This window comes from Streptomyces sp. NPDC042364, assembly GCF_056437585.1.
Window position 1 is genome coordinate 101,928 of sequence record NZ_JBWKAJ010000016.1, and the last position, 21,099, is coordinate 123,026.

The window sequence follows — 21,099 nt, forward strand, 5'->3', positions numbered from 1 at the left end:
TTCCGGGACCGGCGCTTTGCGGTGCAGCCCACTTATCACGTCGTACAGGGAGCCGGAGATGTTCGAGGCGGTCCAGGAACTGGTCGGGGAACACGCCGATCTGGAGAAGAAGCTCGCCGACCCGTCGGTCCACGCCGACCAGGCCAACGCGCGCAAGCTCAACAAGCGCTACGCGGAGCTGACCCCGATCGTCGGCACCTACCGCTCCTGGAGGCAGACCGGTGACGACATCGAGACGGCCCGCGAACTGGCCGCCGACGACCCGGACTTCGCCGCCGAGGTCAAGGAGCTGGAGAAGCAGCGCGAGGAACTGACGGAGAAGCTGCGCCTCCTGCTCGTCCCGCGCGACCCCAGCGACGACAAGGACGTCATCCTGGAGATCAAGGCCGGCGCCGGCGGCGACGAGTCCGCCCTCTTCGCCGGTGACCTCCTGCGCATGTACCTGCGGTACGCCGAGCGCGTCGGCTGGAAGACCGAGATCATCGACGCCACCGAGTCCGAGCTGGGCGGCTACAAGGACGTCCAGGTCGCCGTGAAGACCAAGGGCGGCCAGGGCGCCACCGAGCCCGGCCAGGGCGTCTGGGCGCGGCTGAAGTACGAGGGCGGAGTGCACCGCGTCCAGCGCGTCCCCGCCACCGAGTCCCAGGGCCGCATCCACACCTCCGCCGCCGGTGTCCTCGTGACCCCGGAGGCCGAGGAGATCGACGTCGAGATCAACCCGAACGACCTCCGCATCGACGTCTACCGGTCCTCCGGGCCCGGCGGGCAGTCCGTCAACACCACCGACTCCGCCGTGCGCATCACGCACCTCCCCACCGGAGTCGTCGCCTCCTGCCAGAACGAGAAGAGCCAGCTGCAGAACAAGGAGCAGGCGATGCGTATCCTGCGCTCCAGGCTGCTTGCCGCGGCGCAGGAGGAAGCGGAGAAGGAGGCCGCCGACGCCCGCCGCAGCCAGGTCCGCACCGTCGACCGCTCCGAGAAGATCCGCACGTACAACTACCCGGAGAACCGCATCTCGGACCACCGTGTCGGCTTCAAGGCGTACAACCTGGACCAGGTCCTGGACGGCGACCTCGACGCGGTGATCCAGGCATGCGTCGACGCGGACTCGGCGGCGAAGCTGGCGGCCGCGTAAGGCAGTACGAAGTACCTAGTACCGGAGGACTTGCGTGAACCTGCTGCTCGCAGAGGTGGCCCAGGCCACCCAGCGCCTGGCCGACGCCGGCGTGCCCTCGCCGCGCAACGACGCGGAGGAGCTCGCCGCGTTCGTGCACGGCGTGAAGCGGGGCGAGCTGCACTCCGTGAAGGACTCCGACTTCGACGCCCGGTACTGGGAGGTCATCGCGCGGCGCGAGCAGCGTGAGCCGCTCCAGCACATCACGGGGCGCGCCTACTTCCGCTACCTCGAACTGCAGGTGGGCCCAGGGGTGTTCGTGCCCCGCCCGGAGACCGAGTCCGTCGTCGGGTGGGCCATAGACGCCGTCCGCGCGATGGACGTCGTCGAGCCGTGCATCGTCGACCTGTGCACCGGCTCCGGCGCCATCGCGCTCGCCCTCGCCCAGGAGGTGCCGCGCTCCCGCGTGCACGCCGTGGAGCTGTCCGAGGACGCCCTGGTGTGGACCCGCAAGAACGTGGCCGGCTCCAGGGTCGACCTGCGCCAGGGCAACGCCCTCGACGCCTTCCGCGACCTCGACGGCCAGGTCGACCTGGTCATCTCCAACCCGCCGTACATCCCGCTCACCGAGTGGGAGTACGTCGCACCGGAGGCCCGCGACTACGATCCCGAACTCGCCCTGTTCTCGGGGGAGGACGGCCTGGATCTGATCCGCGGCCTCGAACGCACGGCGCACCGGCTCCTGCGGCCCGGCGGTGTCGTCGTCGTCGAACACGCCGACACCCAGGGCGGCCAGGTGCCGTGGATCTTCACCGAGGAGCGGGGCTGGGCCGACGCGGCCGACCACCCGGACCTCAACAACCGGCCGCGGTTCGCGACCGCCCGCAAGGCGCTGCCCTGATGAGCACGCCCCCCACGGCTGTTTCTCTCAAAGCCCAGCATTACGTGTACGAGGAGGCCCGCTAGATGGCACGGCGATACGACACCAACGACGCGACCGACCGCGCCACCGGTCTGCGCGAGGCCGCGTCCGCCGTCCGCCGGGGCGAGCTCGTGGTGCTGCCCACGGACACCGTCTACGGCATCGGCGCCGACGCCTTCACCTCCGAGGCCGTCGCCGACCTGCTGGAGGCCAAGGGCCGGGGCCGCAACATGCCCACGCCCGTCCTCATCGGCTCCCCGAACACCCTGCACGGCCTCGTCACCGACTTCTCGGAGATGGCCTGGGAGCTCGTCGACGCCTTCTGGCCGGGCGCGCTCACCCTCGTCGCCAAGCACCAGCCGTCGCTCCAGTGGGACCTCGGCGACACCCGCGGCACGGTCGCCGTGCGGATGCCGCTGCACCCGGTCGCCATCGAGCTGCTCACCGAGGTCGGCCCCATGGCCGTCTCCTCGGCGAACCTGACCGGCCACCCGGCGCCGGAGAACTGCGACGCCGCCGAGGCGATGCTCGGCGACTCCGTCTCCGTCTACCTCGACGGCGGCCCCACCCCCGGCAACGTGCCGTCGTCCATCGTCGACGTCACGGGCAAGGTGCCGGTGCTGCTGCGTGCGGGCGCCCTGTCGGCGGAGGAGCTGCGCAAGGTCGTACCCGACCTCGAGGTGGCGAATTGACGGCCCCTGACGCGGGGCGTGGCATATGGGACGGGGAAGAGACGCGGACCTTCACGGGGCTGCCGCGTGACACCTTCCGCATCCTCCACGTCAGCACCGGCAACGTCTGCCGCTCGCCGATCACCGAGCGGCTGACCCGTCATGCCCTGGTGGACCGGCTCGGGGACCCGCTCGGCGGCGGTCTGATCGTCGAGAGCGCCGGGACCTGGGGGCACGAGGGGGCGCCCATGGAGGCCAACGCGGAGGCCGTCCTCGCCGACTTCGGCGCGGACGCCTCCGGCTTCACCGGGCGGGAACTGCTGGACGAGCACGTGATCATGGCCGACCTCGTGCTGACCGCCACCCGCGACCACCGGGCCCAGGTCATCTCGATGGGCCACTCGGCGGGGCTGCGCACGTTCACCCTGAAGGAGTTCACGCGCCTCGTCCGGGCGATAGACCCGGCCACCCTGCCGCCGCTGGAGGAGGGCATGGTCGTACGGGCCCGTGCGCTGGTACGGGCAGCCGCCGCTCTACGCGGGTGGCTCCTCGCCCCCACGGCCGAGGCGGACGAGGTCCATGACCCGTACGGCGCCCCGCTGCCGTTCTTCCGCTCCGTGGGGGACGAGATACACCAGGCGCTCGATCCGGTGGTGACCGCGCTGACGGGGGTCCCCGCCCGGGCGTAACGGCGGGGCCGACACCGGGCGCCCCTGGACACGCGGGCCTACATTGGTCGTACGTCACCGTCGACGCCCGGAGCCCACCATGTCGGTCACCCCTGTCCTAGAGGCCGATGTCCTGCGGCGGCAGGACCCCGAACTGGCCGACATCCTCCTCGGCGAACTCGACCGGCAGTCGACGACGCTCCAGCTCGTCGCCGCCGAGAACTTCACCTCGCCCGCGGTGCTGGCGGCCCTCGGGTCACCACTGGCCAACAAGTACGCGGAGGGCTATCCGGGCAACCGGTACCACGGCGGCTGCGAGATGGCCGACGCCGCCGAGCGGCTCGCCGTGGAGCGGGCCAAGGCGCTCTTCGGGGCCGAACACGCCAACGTCCAGGCCCACTCCGGGTCCTCGGCCGTGCTGGCCGCCTACGCGGCCCTGCTGCGCCCCGGTGACACGGTGCTGGCGATGGGCCTGCACTTCGGCGGTCACCTCACCCACGGGTCGCCCGCGAACTTCTCCGGCCGCTGGTTCGACTTCGTGGGCTACGGCGTCGAAGCCGAGTCGGGGCTCGTCGACCGCGAACAGGTGCGCACCCTCGCCCGTACACGCCGCCCCAAGGCCATCGTGTGCGGCTCGATCTCCTACCCCCGCCATCTCGACTACGCCTTCTTCCGCGAGGTCGCCGACGAGGTCGGGGCCTTCCTGATCGCCGACGCCGCCCACCCCATCGGGCTGGTGGCCGGGGGAGCGGCGCCCAACCCGGTGCCGTACGCGGACATCGTCTGCGCCACCACGCACAAGGTGCTGCGGGGGCCGCGCGGCGGCATGCTGCTGTGCGGGAGCGAGCTGGCCGAACGGGTGGACCGGGCGGTGTTCCCGTTCACGCAGGGCGGCGCGCAGATGCACACCATCGCCGCGAAGGCCGTCGCGTTCGGGGAGGCGGCGACACCGGCCTTCACCGGATACGCCCACCAGGTCGTCGCCAACGCCCGCGCCCTGGCCGAGGGCCTCGCCAGGGAGGGGCTCGTCGTCATCACCGGCGGCACGGACACCCATCTCCTCGCCGTCGACCCCGCGCCGCTCGGCGTCGACGGCCGCACCGCCCGCGGCCGTCTCGCGGCGGCCGGGATCGTGCTGGACTGCTGCGCGCTGCCGCACGACGACGCCCGTGGCCTGCGGCTCGGCACGGCGGCGCTTACCACGCAGGGCATGGCGGAGGCGGAGATGACGCACCTCGCCGGGCTGTTCGCGCGGGTGGTGCGGGACGGCGGCGACGGCAGGCGGACGCGTGAAGAAGTACGGGACCTGGCCGGAAGATTTCCGCCGTATCCGCGCTGAGGTGGGGTAGACGCACCCCTGCACACAGCATCACGTGCAACCATCGTCGCTACCCGGAAGTCCCCAACCATATGCATGCATCGCTAGGGTGTGGGGCTGAGATGGCCAGCGAGACCTGTGGGGAAGCCCGTGCGTGAATACCTCCTGACGCTCTGCATCACGGCCGCGGTGACGTACCTGCTGACAGGGCCGGTGCGGAAGTTCGCGATCGTGGCCGGAGCCATGCCGGAGATCCGTGCGCGCGACGTCCACCGGGAACCCACGCCCCGCCTCGGCGGCATCGCGATGTTCTTCGGGCTGTGCGCCGGGCTGCTGGTCGCCGACCACCTGACCAACCTCAGCAAGGTCTTCGCCGACTCCAACGAACCGCGCGCGCTGCTGTCCGGCGCCGCGTTGATCTGGCTGATCGGCGTGCTCGACGACAAGTTCGAGATCGACGCGCTGATCAAGCTCGGCGGGCAGATGATCGCCGCGGGCGTGATGGTCATGCAGGGCCTGACGATCCTGTGGCTGCCCGTGCCGGGAGTCGGCATCGTCGCGCTGACCCAGTGGCAGGGCACCCTGCTGACGGTGGCCCTGGTCGTCATCACGATCAACGCGGTGAACTTCGTCGACGGCCTCGACGGCCTCGCGGCCGGCATGGTGTGCATCGCCTCCGCCGCGTTCTTCATGTACGCCTACCGCCTCTGGTACAGCTACGGCATCGAGGCCGCCGCCCCGGCGACGCTCTTCGCGGCCGTCCTGATGGGCATGTGCCTGGGCTTCCTGCCGCACAACATGCACCCGGCGCGGATCTTCATGGGCGACTCCGGGTCGATGCTGATCGGCCTGGTGCTGGCCGCCGGCGCGATCTCCATCACCGGGCAGGTCGATCCCGATGTGCTGGAGTTGTTCTCCCGCTCCGAGCGCGACACCGTGTACCAGTTGGTGCCGGTCTACATCCCGCTGCTGATGCCGCTGACCATCATCGCGATCCCGGCGGCCGACCTGATCCTCGCCATCGTGCGCCGCACCTGGCGCGGCCAGTCCCCGTTCGCCGCCGACCGGGGCCATCTGCACCACCGGCTGCTGGAGATCGGTCACTCCCACAGCCGGGCCGTGCTGATCATGTACTTCTGGTCGGCGGTCATCGCCTTCGGCGCGCTGGCCTACACCGTGAACGCCGCGTCCATGTGGATCGTCCTGGGCATCGCCGCCCTCAGCGGCGTCGGCCTCTTCCTCCTCCTGCTGCCCCGCTTCACGCCCCGCGCCCCCCGCTGGGCCGAGGCCTTCGTCCCGCCCCGCTACCGCCGCCGCCGAGTGGCCCCCGAGACGGCCCTCGACCCCGCGCCGGACTGGACGCCCTCTCTCAACGGCGCCACGGCCCTCGGCGCCCGCACCAAGGACGAGGAGCCGAGCCCGGCGGGTGCGCGGCGGTGACGCCCTGGGGCGGGCGGGGCTCCTCCTCGGACAACGCCCCCAAGTACAGCTCACCTAAGGACAATTGAGCACTCCGCGCCGCCCTGGAAAGGTCGTGGCCGACAGCGGGGGCTGTCCGCGCCGGAGACATGGCCGCGCGGACGGGACGCCCCCGCCACCCGACCATTCATGGGGGACCCATGCGCAAGTCCATCGCCACCACCCTCGCCGTCGTGGCGCTCGGCGGATCACTCGGCCTGACCGCGACGCAGGCCTCTGCCGCTCCCGCCACCAAGGTGCTCCCGTTCAACTTCAACACCAATGAGGTGCAGAAGGTCGAGGACGACGCCAGGTTCAAGACGACGGCGGCCGGCAAGGTCCAGTTCACGATCACGAAGAAGACCTACGACCACGGCATCGGCATCCGCCTCATCACCTGCGGCAAGGACTGGAAGTCGCTGACGGGCTGGAAGGAGTTCAAGAAGAAGAAGGGGCAGTACTACACCTTCGACAAGGCCCTGAAGAAGAACCAGTGCTTCAAGATCCAGGCGGGTCGCAGCTGGGCCGGCTACATCGACGGCAAGCTCAAGGGCAAGATCAAGAAGGCCTGACCCGACTCCGCGGGGGACGCGGGGGAGTGAGCCCGGACGGCCGGGGGACGTGTGGCACCGCACACGTCCCCCGGCCGTCCGTCGTGCGGCGGCGGTGGTCCCTCCGCTGCTGACGCCAAGGTAAGAATCTGACTAAGCCTTTGCCGATGGCATGCAAGAACCTGGGAGGGCAAACCCTCCTTATACCAGACAAGTCGGCGATGATTTTGCACAGACGGGCGCGTTCACTCTCATGTGTGACGCCGTGCACACCGTTCAGGTAAAGACCTCATCAAATAGTTTGTGATACCGTTCACGAGAACCCCGGATGGAGCCGAAGGACCGCAGTGCGACGGTCCGCCGGCGTGAGATTTCCGCTCGCCCCCGGGGACTACGCTCGTCCATGACGACACCTGCCCCCTTAGTAAGCGGAGTTGCCGCCATGCCGTCCAATGACGTCCGGATCCTCCTTCAGGCCGCCGTACCCACGGCTGCCGCCGGCGTGATCGCCGCCGTCATCAGCGGTGTGGTCGTCGGGGGCAAGGGGGCGATCGGTGCCATTGTCGCCGCGGTGATCACGATCCTCTTCATGGGAATCGGGCTCTACGTTCTGCAGCGCACCGCCAAATCGCTTCCTCACCTGTTCCAGGCGATGGGCCTGATGCTCTACGCGGCACAGATCCTGCTGCTGTTCATCTTCCTGGCCGCGTTCAAGAACACCACGCTCTTCCACCCCCGCGCCTTCGCGTTCACGCTGGTCGGCACCACCCTCGTGTGGATCGCCGCCCAGACGCGTGCTCACATGAAGGCCAAGGTCCTCTACGTCGAACCCGACTCCTCGACCGGCAACAAGGCCGAAAAGTCGGGGCATTCGTCGTGAGGGGTAGGGCCGGGATAAGTGTCCGCAGGAGATCCTGCTATCGTCCGGTGCCAACTGCGGCATCGCGGGCGCGGGCGATCGAGCTGACGCCTGCCCTAGTGCGAGGCTCGATGCCCCACAGCCGCCCCCACATCCGTAACACCAGTCCAGTGCCGACCCGCGGCTGCATGCCGCGCCGACACAACGAGGTTGCCGTACCCATGCGCCACGCTGAAGGAGCCCGCGGTGAGTGCTGATCCGACGCAGGTGCTCGCCTTCGAGACCGACTGCCACATTTTCGACGGCTGTGGCTTCGCCGATGTCGCTCCGGGCCTGCACTCGTTCCTCTTCGAGCCCCTCATGGGCCACCAGGACGACGCCGTCTACTTCAACAAGACGATGCTGCTGGCGCTGCTCGGCTCGATCATCATCGTGGGCTTCTTCTGGGCCGCCTTCGCCAAGCCGAAGGTCGTCCCGGGCAAGCTCCAGATGGTGGCCGAAGCGGGTTACGACTTCGTGCGGCGGGGCGTCGTCTACGAGACGCTCGGAAAGAAGGAAGGCGAGAAGTACGTTCCGCTCGTCGTCTCCCTCTTCTTCTTCGTCTGGATCATGAACGTCTGGTCGATCGTCCCGATCGCCCAGTTCCCGGTCACCGCGATCATCTCGTATCCCGCCGTCCTTGCCGGGATCGTCTACATCCTGTGGGTCTCGCTGACCTTCAAGCGGCACGGCTTCGTCGGCGCCTTCAAGAACTTCACCGGCTACGACAAGTCGCTGGGCGGAGTGCTCCCGCTGTCGATGACGATCGAGCTCTTCTCGAACCTCATCGTCCGGCCCTTCACCCACGCCGTTCGTCTGTTCGCGAACATGTTCGCCGGCCACACGCTGCTGCTGCTGTTCACGATCGCCACCTGGTACATGCTCAACGGCATCGGCATCGCCTACTCCGCCGTGTCCTTCACGATGGTCATCGTGATGACCGCCTTCGAGCTCTTCATCCAGGCCGTTCAGGCGTACGTCTTCGTACTGCTGACCTGCAGCTTCATCCAGGGCGCTCTCGCCGAGCACCACTGAGAGCCCCGACCCACCACCAGACATCCGGTGGCCAACCCCCACCGGTCATTGAAAGAGAAGGAAGAACCGGCATGTCCGCTCTCCAGACCCTCGCCGAGACTCAGATCATGGGCAACCTTGGCTCCATCGGTTACGGCCTGGCGGCCATCGGCCCGGGCGTCGGCGTCGGCATCATCTTCGGTAACGGCACCCAGGCCCTCGCCCGCCAGCCCGAGGCGGCCGGCCTGATCCGCGCCAACCAGATCCTCGGCTTCGCCTTCTGTGAGGCGCTCGCCCTGATCGGTCTGGTCATGCCGTTCGTCTACCCGAGCTCCTGACCAGGTTCGTCGGACCGCCCCTTTAGACGGAAGGCACTGATATGAGCCTGGTTACCCTGGCGGCTGGGGAGGCCGAAAACCCCCTCATCCCGCCGATCCCCGAGCTCGTCATCGGCCTGATCGCCTTCGTCATCGTCTTCGGCTTCCTCGCCAAGAAGCTCCTCCCGAACATCAACAAGGTTCTGGAAGAGCGCCGCGAGGCCATCGAGGGCGGTATCGAGAAGGCTGAGGCCGCTCAGACCGAGGCCCAGAGCGTGCTCGAGCAGTACAAGGCTCAGCTCGCCGAGGCCCGGCACGAGGCCGCGCGACTGCGCCAGGAGGCGCAGGAGCAGGGTGCCGCGCTCATCGCCGAGATGCGCGCCGAGGGCCAGCGGCAGCGTGAGGAGATCGTCGCCGCCGGTCACGCCCAGATCGAGGCCGACCGCAAGGCCGCCGCTTCCGCGCTGCGCCAGGACGTCGGCAGGCTCGCCACCGACCTGGCCGGCAAGCTCGTCGGTGAGTCCCTCGAGGACCACGCCCGGCAGAGCCGCGTCATCGACCGCTTCCTCGACGACCTCGAGGAGAAGGCCGAGGCGACGCGATGAACGGAGCGAGCCGCGAGGCCCTGGCAGCCGCACGTGAGCGTCTCGACGCGCTGACGGACTCCACGTCCGTGGACGCGGCCGCGCTCGCCGACGAGCTGGCCGCCGTCACCGCGCTGCTCGACCGCGAGGTGTCGCTGCGTCGGGTCCTCACCGACCCGGCGCAGGCCGGCGAGGCCAAGGCCGAACTGGCCGGGCGCATCCTCGGCGGCCAGGTCAGCGGGACGACCGCCGACCTGGTTGCGGGTCTGGTGCGTTCCCGCTGGTCGCAGTCGCGCGACCTGGTGGACGCCCTGGAGGAGCTGGCCGCACTGGCCGACCTCACCGCCGCGCAGACGTCGGGCACGCTCGACGACGTCGAGGACGAGCTGTTCCGGTTCGGCCGGATCGTCTCCTCGAACACCGAGCTGCGGTCCGCGCTGACCGACCGCGCCGCGAGCGCGTCGGCCAAGGGCGAGCTGCTGCGCAGCCTGCTCGGCGGCCGGGCCAAGGTCACCACCGAGCGTCTGGTGACGCGCCTTGTGACCGCGCCGCGGGGACGTAGCCTGGAGGCGGGACTCGAGTCCCTGTCCAAGCTCGCCGCCGAGCGCCGGAACCGCATGGTCGCCGTCGTCACCTCGGCGGTCCCGCTGAGCGACACCCAGAAGCAGCGCCTCGGCGCCGCCCTGGCGAAGCTCTACGGCCGCCCGATGCACCTCAACCTGGACGTGGACCCCGAGGTCCTCGGCGGGATCCGGGTGCAGGTCGGCGACGAGATCATCAACGGCTCGATCGCGGACCGACTCGAGGACGCCGGCCGCCGCCTGGCGAGCTGAGCAACTTCACACGCAGTACAGACCTACGGCCCGGTTGGGCCGTGCAGAGGATTCCTGGGGGTCGCCCCCAGACCCCCAAGTTGAAACTTCGGGCCCAACAAGGAGAGCAGGGAACCCAGATGGCGGAGCTCACGATCCGGCCGGAGGAGATCCGGGACGCGCTGGAGAACTTCGTCCAGTCGTACAAGCCGGACGCGGCCTCGCGCGAGGAGGTCGGTACGGTCACCCTTGCCGGCGACGGCATCGCGAAGGTCGAGGGTCTTCCCTCGGCCATGGCCAACGAACTGCTGAAGTTCGAGGACGGCACCCTCGGGCTGGCGCTGAACCTGGAAGAGCGCGAGATCGGCGCCATCGTCCTCGGTGAGTTCAGCGGCATCGAGGAGGGTCAGCCGGTCACCCGTACCGGCGAGGTCCTGTCGGTCGCCGTGGGCGAGGGCTACCTCGGCCGCGTCGTCGACCCGCTCGGCAACCCGATCGACGGCCTCGGCGAGATCGAGACGTCCGGTCGCCGCGCCCTCGAGCTGCAGGCCCCCACGGTCATGCAGCGCAAGTCGGTGCACGAGCCGATGGAGACCGGCTACAAGGCCGTCGACGCGATGACCCCGATCGGCCGCGGTCAGCGTCAGCTGATCATCGGTGACCGCCAGACCGGCAAGACCGCCCTGGCCGTCGACACGATCATCAACCAGCGCGACAACTGGCGCTCGGGCGACGTGAACAAGCAGGTCCGCTGCATCTACGTCGCCATCGGCCAGAAGGGCTCGACCATCGCGTCGGTCCGCCGCGCGCTGGAGGAGAACGGCGCGCTCGAGTACACGACCATCGTCGCCGCCCCGGCGTCCGACCCGGCCGGCTTCAAGTACCTGGCGCCGTACACCGGTTCGGCCATCGGTCAGCAGTGGATGTACGAGGGCAAGCACGTCCTCATCATCTTCGACGACCTCTCGAAGCAGGCCGACGCCTACCGTGCCGTGTCGCTGCTCCTGCGCCGTCCGCCGGGCCGTGAGGCCTACCCGGGTGACGTCTTCTACCTGCACTCCCGTCTGCTGGAGCGCTGCGCGAAGCTCTCCGACGAGATGGGCAAGGGCTCGATGACCGGTCTGCCGATCGTCGAGACCAAGGCCAACGACGTCTCGGCGTTCATCCCGACCAACGTCATCTCCATCACCGACGGCCAGTGCTTCCTGGAGTCGGACCTCTTCAACGCCGGTCAGCGCCCCGCGCTGAACGTCGGTATCTCCGTCTCCCGCGTCGGTGGTTCCGCCCAGCACAAGGCGATGAAGCAGGTCTCGGGTCGTCTCCGCGTGGACCTCGCCCAGTTCCGTGAGCTGGAGGCGTTCGCCGCCTTCGGTTCCGACCTGGACGCCGCGTCGAAGGCCCAGCTCGAGCGCGGCCAGCGCATGGTCGAGCTGCTGAAGCAGGCCCAGTACGAGCCGATGTCCACCGAGGACCAGGTCGTCTCCGTGTGGGCCGGCACCACCGGCAAGATGGACGACGTCCCGGTCGAGGACATCCGCCGCTTCGAGAAGGAGCTGCTGGAGTACCTGCACCGCAAGGAGCAGGGCCTGATGACCTCCATCAAGGAGGGCGGCAAGCTGTCGGACGACACGCTGACCGCCATCGCGGACGCGATCGCCGAGTTCAAGAAGCAGTTCGAGACCGCGGACGGCAAGCTGCTCGGCGAGGACGCTCCGGCGGCCGTCAACGTCTCCAAGTGACGTAAGGAAGGGACCTGACTCATGGGAGCTCAGCTCCGGGTCTACAAGCGTCGCATCCGATCCGTCACCGCGACCAAGAAGATCACCAAGGCGATGGAGATGATCGCCGCCTCGCGCGTCGTCAAGGCGCAGCGCAAGGTGGCGGCCTCCACGCCGTACGCGGCCGAGCTCACCCGCGCGGTCACGGCGGTGGGCACTGGTTCGAACACCAAGCACCCGCTGACCACGCAGGCCGAGACGGTCACGCGTTCCGCAGTGCTGCTGCTGACGAGTGACCGGGGTCTGGCCGGTGCCTTCAACTCCAACGCCATCAAGGCGGCGGAGCAGCTGACGGCGCGGCTGGAGTCCGAGGGCAAGCAGGTCGACACGTACATCGTCGGCCGCCGTGGTGTCGCCCACTACAACTTCCGTGAGCGCAAGATCGCGGACCAGTGGACGGGCTTCACCGACGAGCCCTCGTACGCGGACGCGAAGAAGGTCGCGGCGCCCCTGATCGAGGCCATCGAGAGGGACACGGCGGACGGCGGCGTGGACGAGCTCCACATCGTGTACACCGAGTTCGTGTCGATGATGACGCAGCAGGCGCTCGACGCGCGGCTGCTGCCGCTTCGCCTCGACGAGGTCGCGGAGGAGAAGCCGACGGGCGAGATCCTGCCGCTGTACGACTTCGAGCCGTCGGCGGAGGACGTCCTCGACGCCCTGCTGCCGCGCTACGTCGAGAGCCGTATCTACAACGCGCTGCTGCAGTCGGCTGCTTCCAAGCACGCCGCCACCCGCCGCGCGATGAAGTCGGCGACCGACAACGCGGGTGAGCTGATCAACACGCTCTCCCGCCTTGCCAACGCGGCCCGCCAGGCCGAAATCACCCAGGAAATCAGCGAGATCGTCGGTGGCTCCGCAGCCCTTGCCGACGCGACCGCGGGGAGTGACAAGTAATGACGACGACTTCTGAGACGGCCGTTGCCACGGGCCGCGTCGCCCGGGTCATCGGCCCGGTCGTCGACGTGGAGTTCCCCGTCGACGCGATGCCCGAGATCTACAACGCCCTGCACGTCGAGGTCGCCGACCCGGCGAACGAGGGCGAGAAGAAGACGCTGACCCTGGAGGTCGCCCAGCACCTGGGTGACGGCCTGGTCCGCACCATCTCCATGCAGCCCACCGACGGTCTGGTCCGCCAGGCCCCGGTCACCGACACCGGCACGGGCATCACCGTCCCGGTCGGCGACTTCACCAAGGGCAAGGTGTTCAACACCCTCGGTGAGGTGCTGAACGTCGACGAGACCTACGAGGGCGAGCGCTGGACCATCCACCGCAAGGCCCCGAACTTCGACGAGCTCGAGTCGAAGACCGAGATGTTCGAGACCGGCGTCAAGGTCATCGACCTCCTCACCCCGTACGTCAAGGGTGGAAAGATCGGTCTGTTCGGCGGCGCCGGCGTCGGCAAGACGGTGCTCATCCAGGAGATGATCTACCGCGTCGCCAACAACCACGACGGTGTGTCGGTGTTCGCCGGTGTCGGTGAGCGCACCCGTGAGGGCAATGACCTCATCGAGGAGATGTCGGACTCCGGCGTCATCGACAAGACCGCGCTGGTCTTCGGCCAGATGGACGAGCCCCCGGGCACCCGTCTGCGCGTGGCCCTCGCCGGTCTGACCATGGCGGAGTACTTCCGCGATGTGCAGAAGCAGGACGTGCTGTTCTTCATCGACAACATCTTCCGCTTCACCCAGGCCGGTTCCGAGGTGTCGACCCTGCTCGGCCGTATGCCCTCCGCGGTGGGCTACCAGCCGAACCTGGCCGACGAGATGGGTCTCCTCCAGGAGCGCATCACCTCGACCCGTGGTCACTCGATCACCTCGATGCAGGCGATCTACGTCCCCGCGGACGACCTGACCGACCCGGCCCCGGCCACCACCTTCGCCCACCTCGACGCGACGACGGTTCTCTCCCGTCCGATCTCCGAGAAGGGCATCTACCCGGCCGTGGACCCGCTGGACTCGACGTCCCGCATCCTCGACCCGCGGTACATCGCGGCGGACCACTACACGGCCGCCATGCGCGTGAAGAGCATCCTGCAGAAGTACAAGGACCTGCAGGACATCATCGCGATCCTCGGTATCGACGAGCTCGGCGAGGAGGACAAGCTCGTCGTCCACCGTGCCCGTCGCGTGGAGCGCTTCCTGTCCCAGAACACCCACGTCGCCAAGCAGTTCACCGGCGTCGACGGGTCGGACGTGCCGCTGGACGAGTCGATCGCCGCGTTCAACGCGATCATCGACGGTGAGTACGACCACTTCCCGGAGCAGGCGTTCTTCATGTGCGGTGGTCTCGAGGACCTCAAGAAGAACGCGAAGGAGCTCGGCGTCAGCTGACGTCAGGCACTCGTGACGGAGGGGGCGGGGCCGCACCTCAAGGGGTGTGCCCCGCCCCCCTCCGCACTCCATCTGCTGCATGCCCCGGGGACTGAACGCATGCGCGGTCACCACCGCGCGGTCCCCGGCCCCCGGGCCGAAAGACCCGGGGCGGGCCCCGGCGATCCGATTCTCGGAGCCCTACTAGACTTGTACCCAACACCCGGCGGAACCGCCGGGTGGTGACCCGAGGAGCCACCTTGGCTGCTGAGCTGCACGTCGCGCTGGTCGCGGCCGACCGAGAGGTCTGGTCGGGCCAGGCCACCCTGGTCGTCGCGCGCACCACGTCCGGCGACATCGGCGTCATGCCCGGTCACCAGCCGCTGCTCGGTGTGCTGGAGTCGGGCCCGGTGACCATCCGTACGAGCGAGGGCGGCACCGTCGTCGTCGCCGTGCACGGCGGATTCATCTCGTTCGCGGACAACAAGCTGTCCCTGCTGGCCGAGGTCGCCGAGCTGGCCGACGAGATCGACGTCCAGCGCGCGGAGCGCGAGCTGGAGCGGGCGAAGGCGGAGGGCGACGCCGCCGCCGAGCGCCGCGCGGAGGTCCGACTGCGGACGGTGTCGGCGCGCTGAGCGGGTGCGCCGTGTGATGCTGTATCTCAGCCGCGGCCGGGTCTGGACATATCCCTCCAGACCCGGCCGCGGCTGAGGCGAATACGGGTTGTTTTCACGTTCCATTACCTAGGAGACGAGGAGGTCGGTGTCGATGGTCCTCGCTCTGACTGTGTGCGGGTCGGTGATCGCGCTCGTGGTGGTGGGGCTCGTCGCCTTCGGACTGCGCCGACGACTGGTCCAGCGCTCCGGTGGAACCTTCAACTGCAGCCTGCGGTGGCACGCCCCGGAGAAACCCGTGGGCGGCGAGGAGAAGGGCAAGGGCTGGGGCTACGGCATCGCCCGCTACAACGGGGACCGCATCGAATGGTTCCGGATCTTCTCGTACTCGCCCCGCCCGCGCCGCGTCCTGGAACGCTCGGCGATCGAGGTGGCCGGCCGCCGTACCCCGGACGGTGAGGAGCTGGTGCTCCTGCCCGACGACGTCATCCTCGTCTGCCTCCACCGGGGCACCCGGCTGGAGCTGGCGATGAGCGAGGACGCGCTGACCGGTTTCCTCGCCTGGCTTGAGGCGGCCCCTCCGGGACAGCGCGTGAACGTCGCCTGACCACGGGGTCTCGGCGCGACAGCCAGGGTGGGTCCTGCCTGAGCCGCGACGCCGACGGCGCACCGGCCGGGACGTCGCCGATCCGGCTCGGCGACGCACGCGGCTCCGTCCCTGTCGCCTGAGTGACGGCGACCGGCTGCCGGTACGGCGTGCGGACGCTCCCCCGGGCGAGGCGCGGAGGAGCGTCCATGCGGTCAGGCCGTGCGTCCCTCGGTCACTTCAGGCCGTTGTCGATCGCGGTCACCAGCTCTCCGTTGCTCGTGTCGCCGCTGAACTCCCAGAAGAACGCGCCGCCCAGGTTCTGGTTCTTCGCCCAGGCCATCTTGCCGCCGATGGTGGCGGGCGTGTCGTAGCTCCACCAGTTGGTTCCGCAGTGGGCGTAGGCCGTGCCCGCGATGGTGCCGGTGGCGGGACAGGAGTTCTTCAGGACCTTGTAGTCCTCGATGCCCGCCTCGTAGGTGCCGGGGGCCGCGCCGGTGGCCGCTCCGCCGGGGGCGGACTGGGTGACGCCGGTCCAGCCGCGGCCGTAGAAGCCGATCCCGAGCAGCAGCTTGGCCGACGGGACGCCCTTCGACTTCAGCTTGGCGATGGCGTCGGCGGAGTTGAAGCCCGCCTGCGGGATCCCGGGGTACGAGGTGAGCGGGGAGTGCGGTGCGGTCGGGCCGTCCTTGTCGAACGCGCCGAAGTAGTCGTACGTCATCACGTTGTACCAGTCGAGGTACTGGGCGGCGCCGCCGTAGTCGGCCGCGTCGATCTTGCCGCCGGAGGAGCCGTCGGCGGTGATGGCGGCGGTGACCAGGTAGTCCGGGCCGAACTCGGCACGCAGTGCCCGGGAGAGGTTCCCGAAGGCCGCCGGGCCCGAGGTGTCGCAGGTCAGACCGCAGGCGTTCGGGTACTCCCAGTCGATGTCGATGCCGTCGAAGACATCGGCCCAGCGCGGGTCCTCCACGACGGCCTTGCAGGACTTGGCGAACGCGGCCGGGTTCTGCGCGGCCTGGCCGAAGCCGCCGGAGTAGGTCCAGCCGCCGAAGGAGTACAGGACCTTGATGTGCGGGTACTTCGCCTTGAGCTGGCGCAGCTGGTTGAAGTTGCCGCGCAGCGGCTGGTCCCAGGTGTCGGCGGTGCCGCTGACGGACTGGTCGGCGGTGTACGCCTTGTCGGTGGCCGCGTAGGAGTCGTCCAGGACGCACTGGCCGTTCTTGACGTTGCCGAACGCGTAGTTGATGTGGGTGATCTTGGATGCGGAGCCCGAGGTCACCAGGTTCTTGACGTGGTAGTTGCGGCCGTAGACGCCCCACTCGGTGAAGTAGCCGAGCTTGACCTTGGAGCCGGGCGGCGGGTCGACGACCCCGCCGGTGGTGCGGACGGCGACCGCACCGCTGAGCGGGCCGGTCTGGTCGGCGGTGTCACGGGCCTGGACGGTGTAGGAGTAGTCGGTGCCGGAGGTCAGGCCGGTGTCGGTGTAGGTGGTGCCGGTGACGGTGGCGACCTTGCTGCCGCCGCGCAGGACGTCGTAGTTCTTGATGCCCTTGTCGTCGGTGGCCGCGCTCCAGCTGAGCTTGACCGAGGTCTCGGTGACACCGGACGCGGTCGGGGTGCCCGGCGCGGAGGGCGCCGCGTCACCGGGGACGCTGGGGCCGCCGTCGCAGCTGCCGCCGTTCAGCTTGCAGTTCGCCGGGGAGCCTGAGCCGCTCCCGTTGAAACCGAAGGAGACCGAGGCGCCCGGGGCGAGCGAGCCGTTCCACGACTTGTTCTTGGCCGTCCAGTGGGAGCCGGAGGAGGTCACGTCGGCGTCCCAGGCCGAGGTGACCGACGTTCCGGAGGGGAAGTCCCACTCGACGGTCCAGGAGCTGAGCGTGGTGGTGCCGGTGTTCTTGACGGTCCACTTTCCTTCGAAGCCGCTGCCCCAGTCCTGGGTCCTGGTGTAGGTGGCGGTAGCCGCTGAGGACGCGGTCGCCGCGTGGGCCGGGGTCGCGAGGCCGACCAGGCTTGTCAGGGGAAGCAGCAGGGTGGCGAAGCCCGCCGCGAGTCTGTGCCTGAAGCGCATGACGCGCCTCCTTGTGGGGTGTCGTGAGCATGAGCATGACGTGGCGCAGTGCGGTGAGAATAGAAAGGTCTGGACCATAGGTCAATGGGTCTGGACCAGTGCGCCCGCGCCGGACACCCCTTCGGCGGGTCGGATCACCCCGGCGGGTCAGATCCCCAGTTCCTGGGCCAGCACGGCCGCCTGGACGCGGCTGCGCAGATCGAGCTTGCCGAGCAGTCTGCTGACGTGGGTCTTCACCGTCGCCTCCGCCATGTCGAGCCGGACCGCGATCTCGGCGTTGGGCAGCCCCTGACCGAGACAGGACAGCACCTCGCGCTCGCGCCGGGTCAGCGAGTCGAGCACCGACGGATCGACCGAGGGCTCACGGGCCGCCCCGGCGGCGAACTCGGCGATCAGCCGCCGGGTGACGGCCGGGGCGATGAGCCCCTCGCCACGCCCCACCGTCCGCACGGCCGAGATGAGGTCCTTCGCCTCCGTGTTCTTGAGCAGGAACCCGGCGGCGCCCGCCCGCAGCGCCCCGAACACATACTCGTCGAGGTCGAAGGTGGTGAGGACGAGGACGTCGGCGAGGCCCTCGGCGACGACCTGGCGGGTCGCGGACACACCGTCGAGGCGTGGCATCTGAACATCCATGAGCACCAGGTCCGGGCGCAGCTCCCGGGCCAGCGCCACCGCGCGCTCGCCGTCGGCCGCCTCGCCGACCACCTCGATGTCGGGCGCGCTGCTCAGGATGAGGATCAGCCCGGCGCGTACGGCGGACTGGTCCTCGGCGACGAGCACGCGGATCATGCGGGTTCTCCTTCGGTGACCGGGAGGGTGGCGCGTACGGCCCAGATCTTGCCGTGTCCCGCGCTCTCGGGGCCCGCCTCGAAGGTGCCGTCCAGCAGCGCGACCCGCTCGCGCATGCCGACCAGTCCGGCGCCCGACCCGGGTGCGCTCGGGCCGTCCCGGTCGCCGTAGGGGCTGGTCACCGCGATGTGGAGGGCGCCATCCGGTTGTCGCAGGGTGACCGTGACGCGGCCTGGGCAGGCATGCTTGAGGGCGTTGGTGAGGGATTCCTGGACGATGCGGTAGGCCGCGAGTCCCACGGGGGCGGGCAGGGCGTCGCCGTGGTCGGCGTCGAGGGTGACGTCCAGGCCGTTGGTGCGGGCGACGTCGACCAGTGCGCCGAGTCCGTCGAGGGTGGGGGCGGCGGCCGGTTCGTTGTCGTCGCCGGTGTCCCTGAGGATGCCGATCAGCCGGCGCATCTCGGCGAGGCCCTCGACACTGTTCTCACGGATGACCCCGAGAGCCTGCTTCGAGGTCTCCGGATCGTCGAGGGAGAGCGCGGCCGTGGAGTGGATCGCGATCGCGGACAGGTGGTTGGCGACCATGTCGTGCAACTCCCTTGCCATGCGGGCGCGTTCGGCGGTGACGGCCTGGGCGCGGTCCATCTCGGCGAGCAGCGCGGTCTGTTCGGCGCGGAGCCGGGCGGCCTCGGCGGCGTCGCGATGGTTGCGGACGATCCAGCCGGTGGCGGCCGGCATGAAGGCGACCAGGCCGATGACCGCGCCGATGAGCACCGCCTCCGGCACCCGCCAGATGGCCACCGGCACGACCGTGCCGGCCACGGTGAGCAGCCCGGCGACCCACAGCACCCGCCGGGCGGTGGCGGGCGGGCCGTAGACCACGGCCGCGTACACCAGGTCGGTGAACATCACCACCGTGACCAGATTGCCCTGGGTGATCGTGTCCACCGTCAGCGCCGCCCACCCGACCAGCAGGGCCGTGCGGGGCAGGGTGCGGCGCACCGCTTCACAGGCCGCCGTCACGACCAGGGGCAGCAGGATCCACCAGCGGCCGTCGAGCAGCACGATCGGCTCGTGGGCCGGGCGGGTCGCGAGGTGGATCCCCCACAGCAGCAGGCCGCCGAGCAGCCCGGCGAGGGCGGCGCACACGTCGAAAGGGTGCGGGCGGGGTGGTCGTACGGCCATGCCTCCCATCCAACACGGCGCGGGTGCTTCCCGCGTGATGCCCGCGAACGGTCCTGGACTGCATCTTTCGATGTACCGCGGGTTCCTCATCACCGACGACGACTCCGGCGGATCCCGCCGTGAGCCTGGAAGGGTGAACGAAAGGAGCGAGTCGTGATCGTCGCGTTGATCATCGCCTGCGAGGTCGGTTTCTGGGTGCTGCTGGGGCTCGCCCTGGCCGTCCGCTATCTGCTGAAGTGGCGCCGGACGAGTGTGGCCATGCTGCTGTGCGAGCCCCTGCTGGAAGTGGTGCTCTTCGCCGCGACCGTGATCGACCTGAAGAACGGTGCCGAGCCGAGCTGGGAGCACGGCCTGGCGGCGCTCTACATCGGGTTCACCGTGGGGTACGGCCACTACATGATCCGCTGGCTGGACGGCCACGCCGCGCATCGTCTCGCGGGCGGGCCGAAGCCGGTGGGGCCGCCGAAGTACGGCATGGCGAGGGCCCGGCACGAGGGGCGCCTGCTGGTTCGGACCGTGGTGGCGGCCGGAGTCGCGCTGGCGCTGCTCCAGGCGGGCGTCTGGTACGTCGGCGACGACGGGAACGTCGAGTCGCTGAGGTCGTTCCAGTGGGCGGCGCTGCGGGCGGCCGGGATTCACGGGCTGGTCGCCCTCGCGTACACGATCTGGCCGAAGAAGGCACCGGAGGGTTTCGAGGAGGCCGAGAGGGAGAGGGAGCGGGCGGGGGTGCGGTAGGAGCGCCGTCAGCTCGGTCGTGCCGTGGGGAGGGCTCGCGCGCCGTTCGAGGGGGCGCGGGGTGTGCGAGGTCGCTCGCGCGGTTCCCCGCGCCCTTTTCGGCGCGCTTGCCCGCCCGGTGTCATCGGGTCAGCGTTCGCCGCCCGGCACCCACAGCACGTCCCCCGTCTCCTTGTTCGCGATCCTGGCCAGGATGAACAGCAGGTCGGAGAGCCGGTTGAGGTAGGTGGCGGTGAGGGGGTTCATGGAGTCGCCGTGGGCCTCCAGGGCGGCCCAGGTCGAGCGTTCCGCGCGGCGGACCACCGTGCAGGCCTGGTGCAGGAGGGCCGCGCCGGCCGTGCCGCCCGGCAGGATGAAGGAGCGGAGCTTCTCCAGCCGCTCGTTGAAGCGGTCGCAGTCGGCCTCCAGCCTGTCGATGTAGAACTGCTCGACGCGCAGGGGCGGGAACTGCGGGTTCTCGACGACGGGCGTGGACAGGTCGGCGCCGACGTCGAAGAGGTCGTTCTGCACCCGGGTGAGGACCTCCACGACATCCTGGTCCAGCCCGCCCAGCGCGATCGCCGTCCCGATCACCGCGTTCGCCTCGTTGGCGTCGGCGTACGCCGAGATCCGCAGGTCGGTCTTGGGCACCCGGCTCATGTCCCCGAGGTTGGTGGTGCCCTTGTCGCCGGTCCTGGTGTAGATGCGCGTCAGATTGACCATGTGG

At 69.5% G+C, this 21,099-nt stretch carries 22 protein-coding genes; 18 read left to right on the forward strand and 4 right to left on the reverse strand.

From position 1 onward, the window contains the following. Window positions 1-58 precede the first annotated feature (58 nt). The 17 genes from prfA to AC067N_RS28000 all read left to right on the forward strand — a co-directional run bounded on the left by prfA (window position 59) and on the right by AC067N_RS28000 (window position 15,638). On the forward strand, window positions 59-1,135 hold the full coding sequence (gene prfA, locus AC067N_RS27920; protein WP_478681631.1) for a peptide chain release factor 1: 1,077 nt from the start codon (window positions 59-61) through the stop codon (window positions 1,133-1,135). A 34-nt stretch (window positions 1,136-1,169) separates the two neighbouring features. Next, window positions 1,170-2,015 (forward strand): peptide chain release factor N(5)-glutamine methyltransferase, encoded by an 846-nt coding sequence (gene prmC / locus AC067N_RS27925; RefSeq protein ID WP_159773100.1) that lies wholly within the window; start codon window positions 1,170-1,172, stop codon window positions 2,013-2,015. Window positions 2,016-2,080: 65 nt separating this feature from the next. After that, window positions 2,081-2,728, forward strand: coding sequence for an L-threonylcarbamoyladenylate synthase (locus AC067N_RS27930; RefSeq protein WP_055514844.1), 648 nt, complete (start codon window positions 2,081-2,083; stop codon window positions 2,726-2,728). After that, entirely contained in the window at window positions 2,725-3,396 is a 672-nt protein-coding gene (locus AC067N_RS27935; RefSeq protein ID WP_478681632.1) for an arsenate reductase/protein-tyrosine-phosphatase family protein, read from the forward strand. The genes AC067N_RS27930 and AC067N_RS27935 overlap by 4 nt, the downstream gene beginning before the upstream one ends. A 79-nt stretch (window positions 3,397-3,475) precedes the next feature. Beyond that, window positions 3,476-4,714, forward strand: coding sequence for a serine hydroxymethyltransferase (locus tag AC067N_RS27940; protein ID WP_478681633.1), 1,239 nt, complete (start codon window positions 3,476-3,478; stop codon window positions 4,712-4,714). A 129-nt stretch (window positions 4,715-4,843) separates the two neighbouring features. Beyond that, on the forward strand, window positions 4,844-6,133 hold the full coding sequence (locus AC067N_RS27945; RefSeq protein WP_478681634.1) for an MraY family glycosyltransferase: 1,290 nt from the start codon (window positions 4,844-4,846) through the stop codon (window positions 6,131-6,133). A 179-nt stretch (window positions 6,134-6,312) separates the two neighbouring features. Further along, a complete protein-coding gene (locus AC067N_RS27950) occupies window positions 6,313-6,723 on the forward strand; it encodes a hypothetical protein (RefSeq protein ID WP_478681635.1) in 411 nt (136 codons plus the stop codon). A 421-nt stretch (window positions 6,724-7,144) separates the two neighbouring features. Beyond that, on the forward strand, window positions 7,145-7,582 hold the full coding sequence (locus tag AC067N_RS27955; protein ID WP_478681636.1) for a hypothetical protein: 438 nt from the start codon (window positions 7,145-7,147) through the stop codon (window positions 7,580-7,582). Window positions 7,583-7,807: 225 nt separating this feature from the next. Then, complete coding sequence (gene atpB, locus AC067N_RS27960; protein WP_478681637.1) at window positions 7,808-8,635, forward strand: F0F1 ATP synthase subunit A; 828 nt, start codon at window positions 7,808-7,810, stop codon at window positions 8,633-8,635. A 71-nt stretch (window positions 8,636-8,706) separates the two neighbouring features. Further along, window positions 8,707-8,952 (forward strand): ATP synthase subunit c family protein, encoded by a 246-nt coding sequence (locus AC067N_RS27965; RefSeq protein WP_107466621.1) that lies wholly within the window; start codon window positions 8,707-8,709, stop codon window positions 8,950-8,952. A gap of 41 nt (window positions 8,953-8,993) precedes the next feature. Continuing rightward, a complete protein-coding gene (locus AC067N_RS27970) occupies window positions 8,994-9,536 on the forward strand; it encodes a F0F1 ATP synthase subunit B (protein WP_478681638.1) in 543 nt (180 codons plus the stop codon). Continuing rightward, the gene (locus tag AC067N_RS27975; protein ID WP_478681639.1) at window positions 9,533-10,348 is read left to right on the forward strand and encodes a F0F1 ATP synthase subunit delta; all 816 of its coding nucleotides are present in this window, start codon (window positions 9,533-9,535) and stop codon (window positions 10,346-10,348) included. Before AC067N_RS27970 ends, AC067N_RS27975 begins: the two co-directional genes overlap by 4 nt. Before the next feature lie 119 nt (window positions 10,349-10,467). After that, a complete protein-coding gene (gene atpA, locus AC067N_RS27980) occupies window positions 10,468-12,066 on the forward strand; it encodes a F0F1 ATP synthase subunit alpha (protein WP_478681640.1) in 1,599 nt (532 codons plus the stop codon). Window positions 12,067-12,087: 21 nt separating this feature from the next. Beyond that, window positions 12,088-13,002: a F0F1 ATP synthase subunit gamma gene (locus tag AC067N_RS27985; protein ID WP_478681641.1), complete on the forward strand. Its 915-nt coding sequence runs from the start codon at window positions 12,088-12,090 to the stop codon at window positions 13,000-13,002. Next, entirely contained in the window at window positions 13,002-14,438 is a 1,437-nt protein-coding gene (gene atpD / locus AC067N_RS27990; RefSeq protein ID WP_478681642.1) for a F0F1 ATP synthase subunit beta, read from the forward strand. Before AC067N_RS27985 ends, atpD begins: the two co-directional genes overlap by 1 nt. A 239-nt stretch (window positions 14,439-14,677) precedes the next feature. Further along, entirely contained in the window at window positions 14,678-15,052 is a 375-nt protein-coding gene (locus AC067N_RS27995; RefSeq protein WP_478681643.1) for a F0F1 ATP synthase subunit epsilon, read from the forward strand. A gap of 133 nt (window positions 15,053-15,185) precedes the next feature. Next, a complete protein-coding gene (locus AC067N_RS28000; RefSeq protein WP_478681644.1) occupies window positions 15,186-15,638 on the forward strand; it encodes a DUF2550 domain-containing protein in 453 nt (150 codons plus the stop codon). Between the two features lie 214 nt (window positions 15,639-15,852). On the opposite strand, the gene AC067N_RS28005 is transcribed toward AC067N_RS28000, so the two are convergent. The 3 genes from AC067N_RS28005 to AC067N_RS28015 all read right to left on the reverse strand — a co-directional run bounded on the left by AC067N_RS28005 (window position 15,853) and on the right by AC067N_RS28015 (window position 19,658). Continuing rightward, a complete protein-coding gene (locus tag AC067N_RS28005; RefSeq protein ID WP_478681645.1) occupies window positions 15,853-17,685 on the reverse strand; it encodes a glycosyl hydrolase family 18 protein in 1,833 nt (610 codons plus the stop codon). A gap of 147 nt (window positions 17,686-17,832) precedes the next feature. After that, the gene (locus tag AC067N_RS28010; protein WP_478681646.1) at window positions 17,833-18,474 is read right to left on the reverse strand and encodes a response regulator; all 642 of its coding nucleotides are present in this window, start codon (window positions 18,472-18,474) and stop codon (window positions 17,833-17,835) included. Beyond that, on the reverse strand, window positions 18,471-19,658 hold the full coding sequence (locus AC067N_RS28015; RefSeq protein ID WP_478681647.1) for a sensor histidine kinase: 1,188 nt from the start codon (window positions 19,656-19,658) through the stop codon (window positions 18,471-18,473). Before AC067N_RS28015 ends, AC067N_RS28010 begins: the two co-directional genes overlap by 4 nt. A gap of 153 nt (window positions 19,659-19,811) precedes the next feature. Between AC067N_RS28015 and AC067N_RS28020 the strand changes: the two genes are divergently transcribed. Further along, window positions 19,812-20,393 (forward strand): hypothetical protein, encoded by a 582-nt coding sequence (locus tag AC067N_RS28020; protein ID WP_478681648.1) that lies wholly within the window; start codon window positions 19,812-19,814, stop codon window positions 20,391-20,393. Window positions 20,394-20,522: 129 nt separating this feature from the next. Here the strand turns inward: AC067N_RS28020 and AC067N_RS28025 are convergent, their stop codons facing one another. Then, window positions 20,523-21,095, reverse strand: coding sequence for a cob(I)yrinic acid a,c-diamide adenosyltransferase (locus AC067N_RS28025; RefSeq protein WP_478681649.1), 573 nt, complete (start codon window positions 21,093-21,095; stop codon window positions 20,523-20,525). Window positions 21,096-21,099 lie beyond the last annotated feature (4 nt).

Coding starts and splice junctions, on each gene's coding strand:
- AC067N_RS27985 (WP_478681641.1), top strand. CDS start 12,088: ATGGGAGCTCAGCTCCGGGTCTACAAGCGTCGCATCCGATCCGTCACC.
- AC067N_RS27930 (WP_055514844.1), top strand. CDS start 2,081: ATGGCACGGCGATACGACACCAACGACGCGACCGACCGCGCCACCGGT.
- atpA (WP_478681640.1), top strand. CDS start 10,468: ATGGCGGAGCTCACGATCCGGCCGGAGGAGATCCGGGACGCGCTGGAG.
- AC067N_RS28000 (WP_478681644.1), top strand. CDS start 15,186: ATGGTCCTCGCTCTGACTGTGTGCGGGTCGGTGATCGCGCTCGTGGTG.
- atpD (WP_478681642.1), top strand. CDS start 13,002: ATGACGACGACTTCTGAGACGGCCGTTGCCACGGGCCGCGTCGCCCGG.
- AC067N_RS27955 (WP_478681636.1), top strand. CDS start 7,145: ATGCCGTCCAATGACGTCCGGATCCTCCTTCAGGCCGCCGTACCCACG.
- AC067N_RS28005 (WP_478681645.1), bottom strand. CDS start 17,685: ATGCGCTTCAGGCACAGACTCGCGGCGGGCTTCGCCACCCTGCTGCTT.
- AC067N_RS27970 (WP_478681638.1), top strand. CDS start 8,994: ATGAGCCTGGTTACCCTGGCGGCTGGGGAGGCCGAAAACCCCCTCATC.
- AC067N_RS27975 (WP_478681639.1), top strand. CDS start 9,533: ATGAACGGAGCGAGCCGCGAGGCCCTGGCAGCCGCACGTGAGCGTCTC.
- AC067N_RS28010 (WP_478681646.1), bottom strand. CDS start 18,474: ATGATCCGCGTGCTCGTCGCCGAGGACCAGTCCGCCGTACGCGCCGGG.
- AC067N_RS28015 (WP_478681647.1), bottom strand. CDS start 19,658: ATGGCCGTACGACCACCCCGCCCGCACCCTTTCGACGTGTGCGCCGCC.
- AC067N_RS27950 (WP_478681635.1), top strand. CDS start 6,313: ATGCGCAAGTCCATCGCCACCACCCTCGCCGTCGTGGCGCTCGGCGGA.
- AC067N_RS27940 (WP_478681633.1), top strand. CDS start 3,476: ATGTCGGTCACCCCTGTCCTAGAGGCCGATGTCCTGCGGCGGCAGGAC.
- AC067N_RS27965 (WP_107466621.1), top strand. CDS start 8,707: ATGTCCGCTCTCCAGACCCTCGCCGAGACTCAGATCATGGGCAACCTT.
- AC067N_RS28025 (WP_478681649.1), bottom strand. CDS start 21,095: ATGGTCAATCTGACGCGCATCTACACCAGGACCGGCGACAAGGGCACC.
- prfA (WP_478681631.1), top strand. CDS start 59: ATGTTCGAGGCGGTCCAGGAACTGGTCGGGGAACACGCCGATCTGGAG.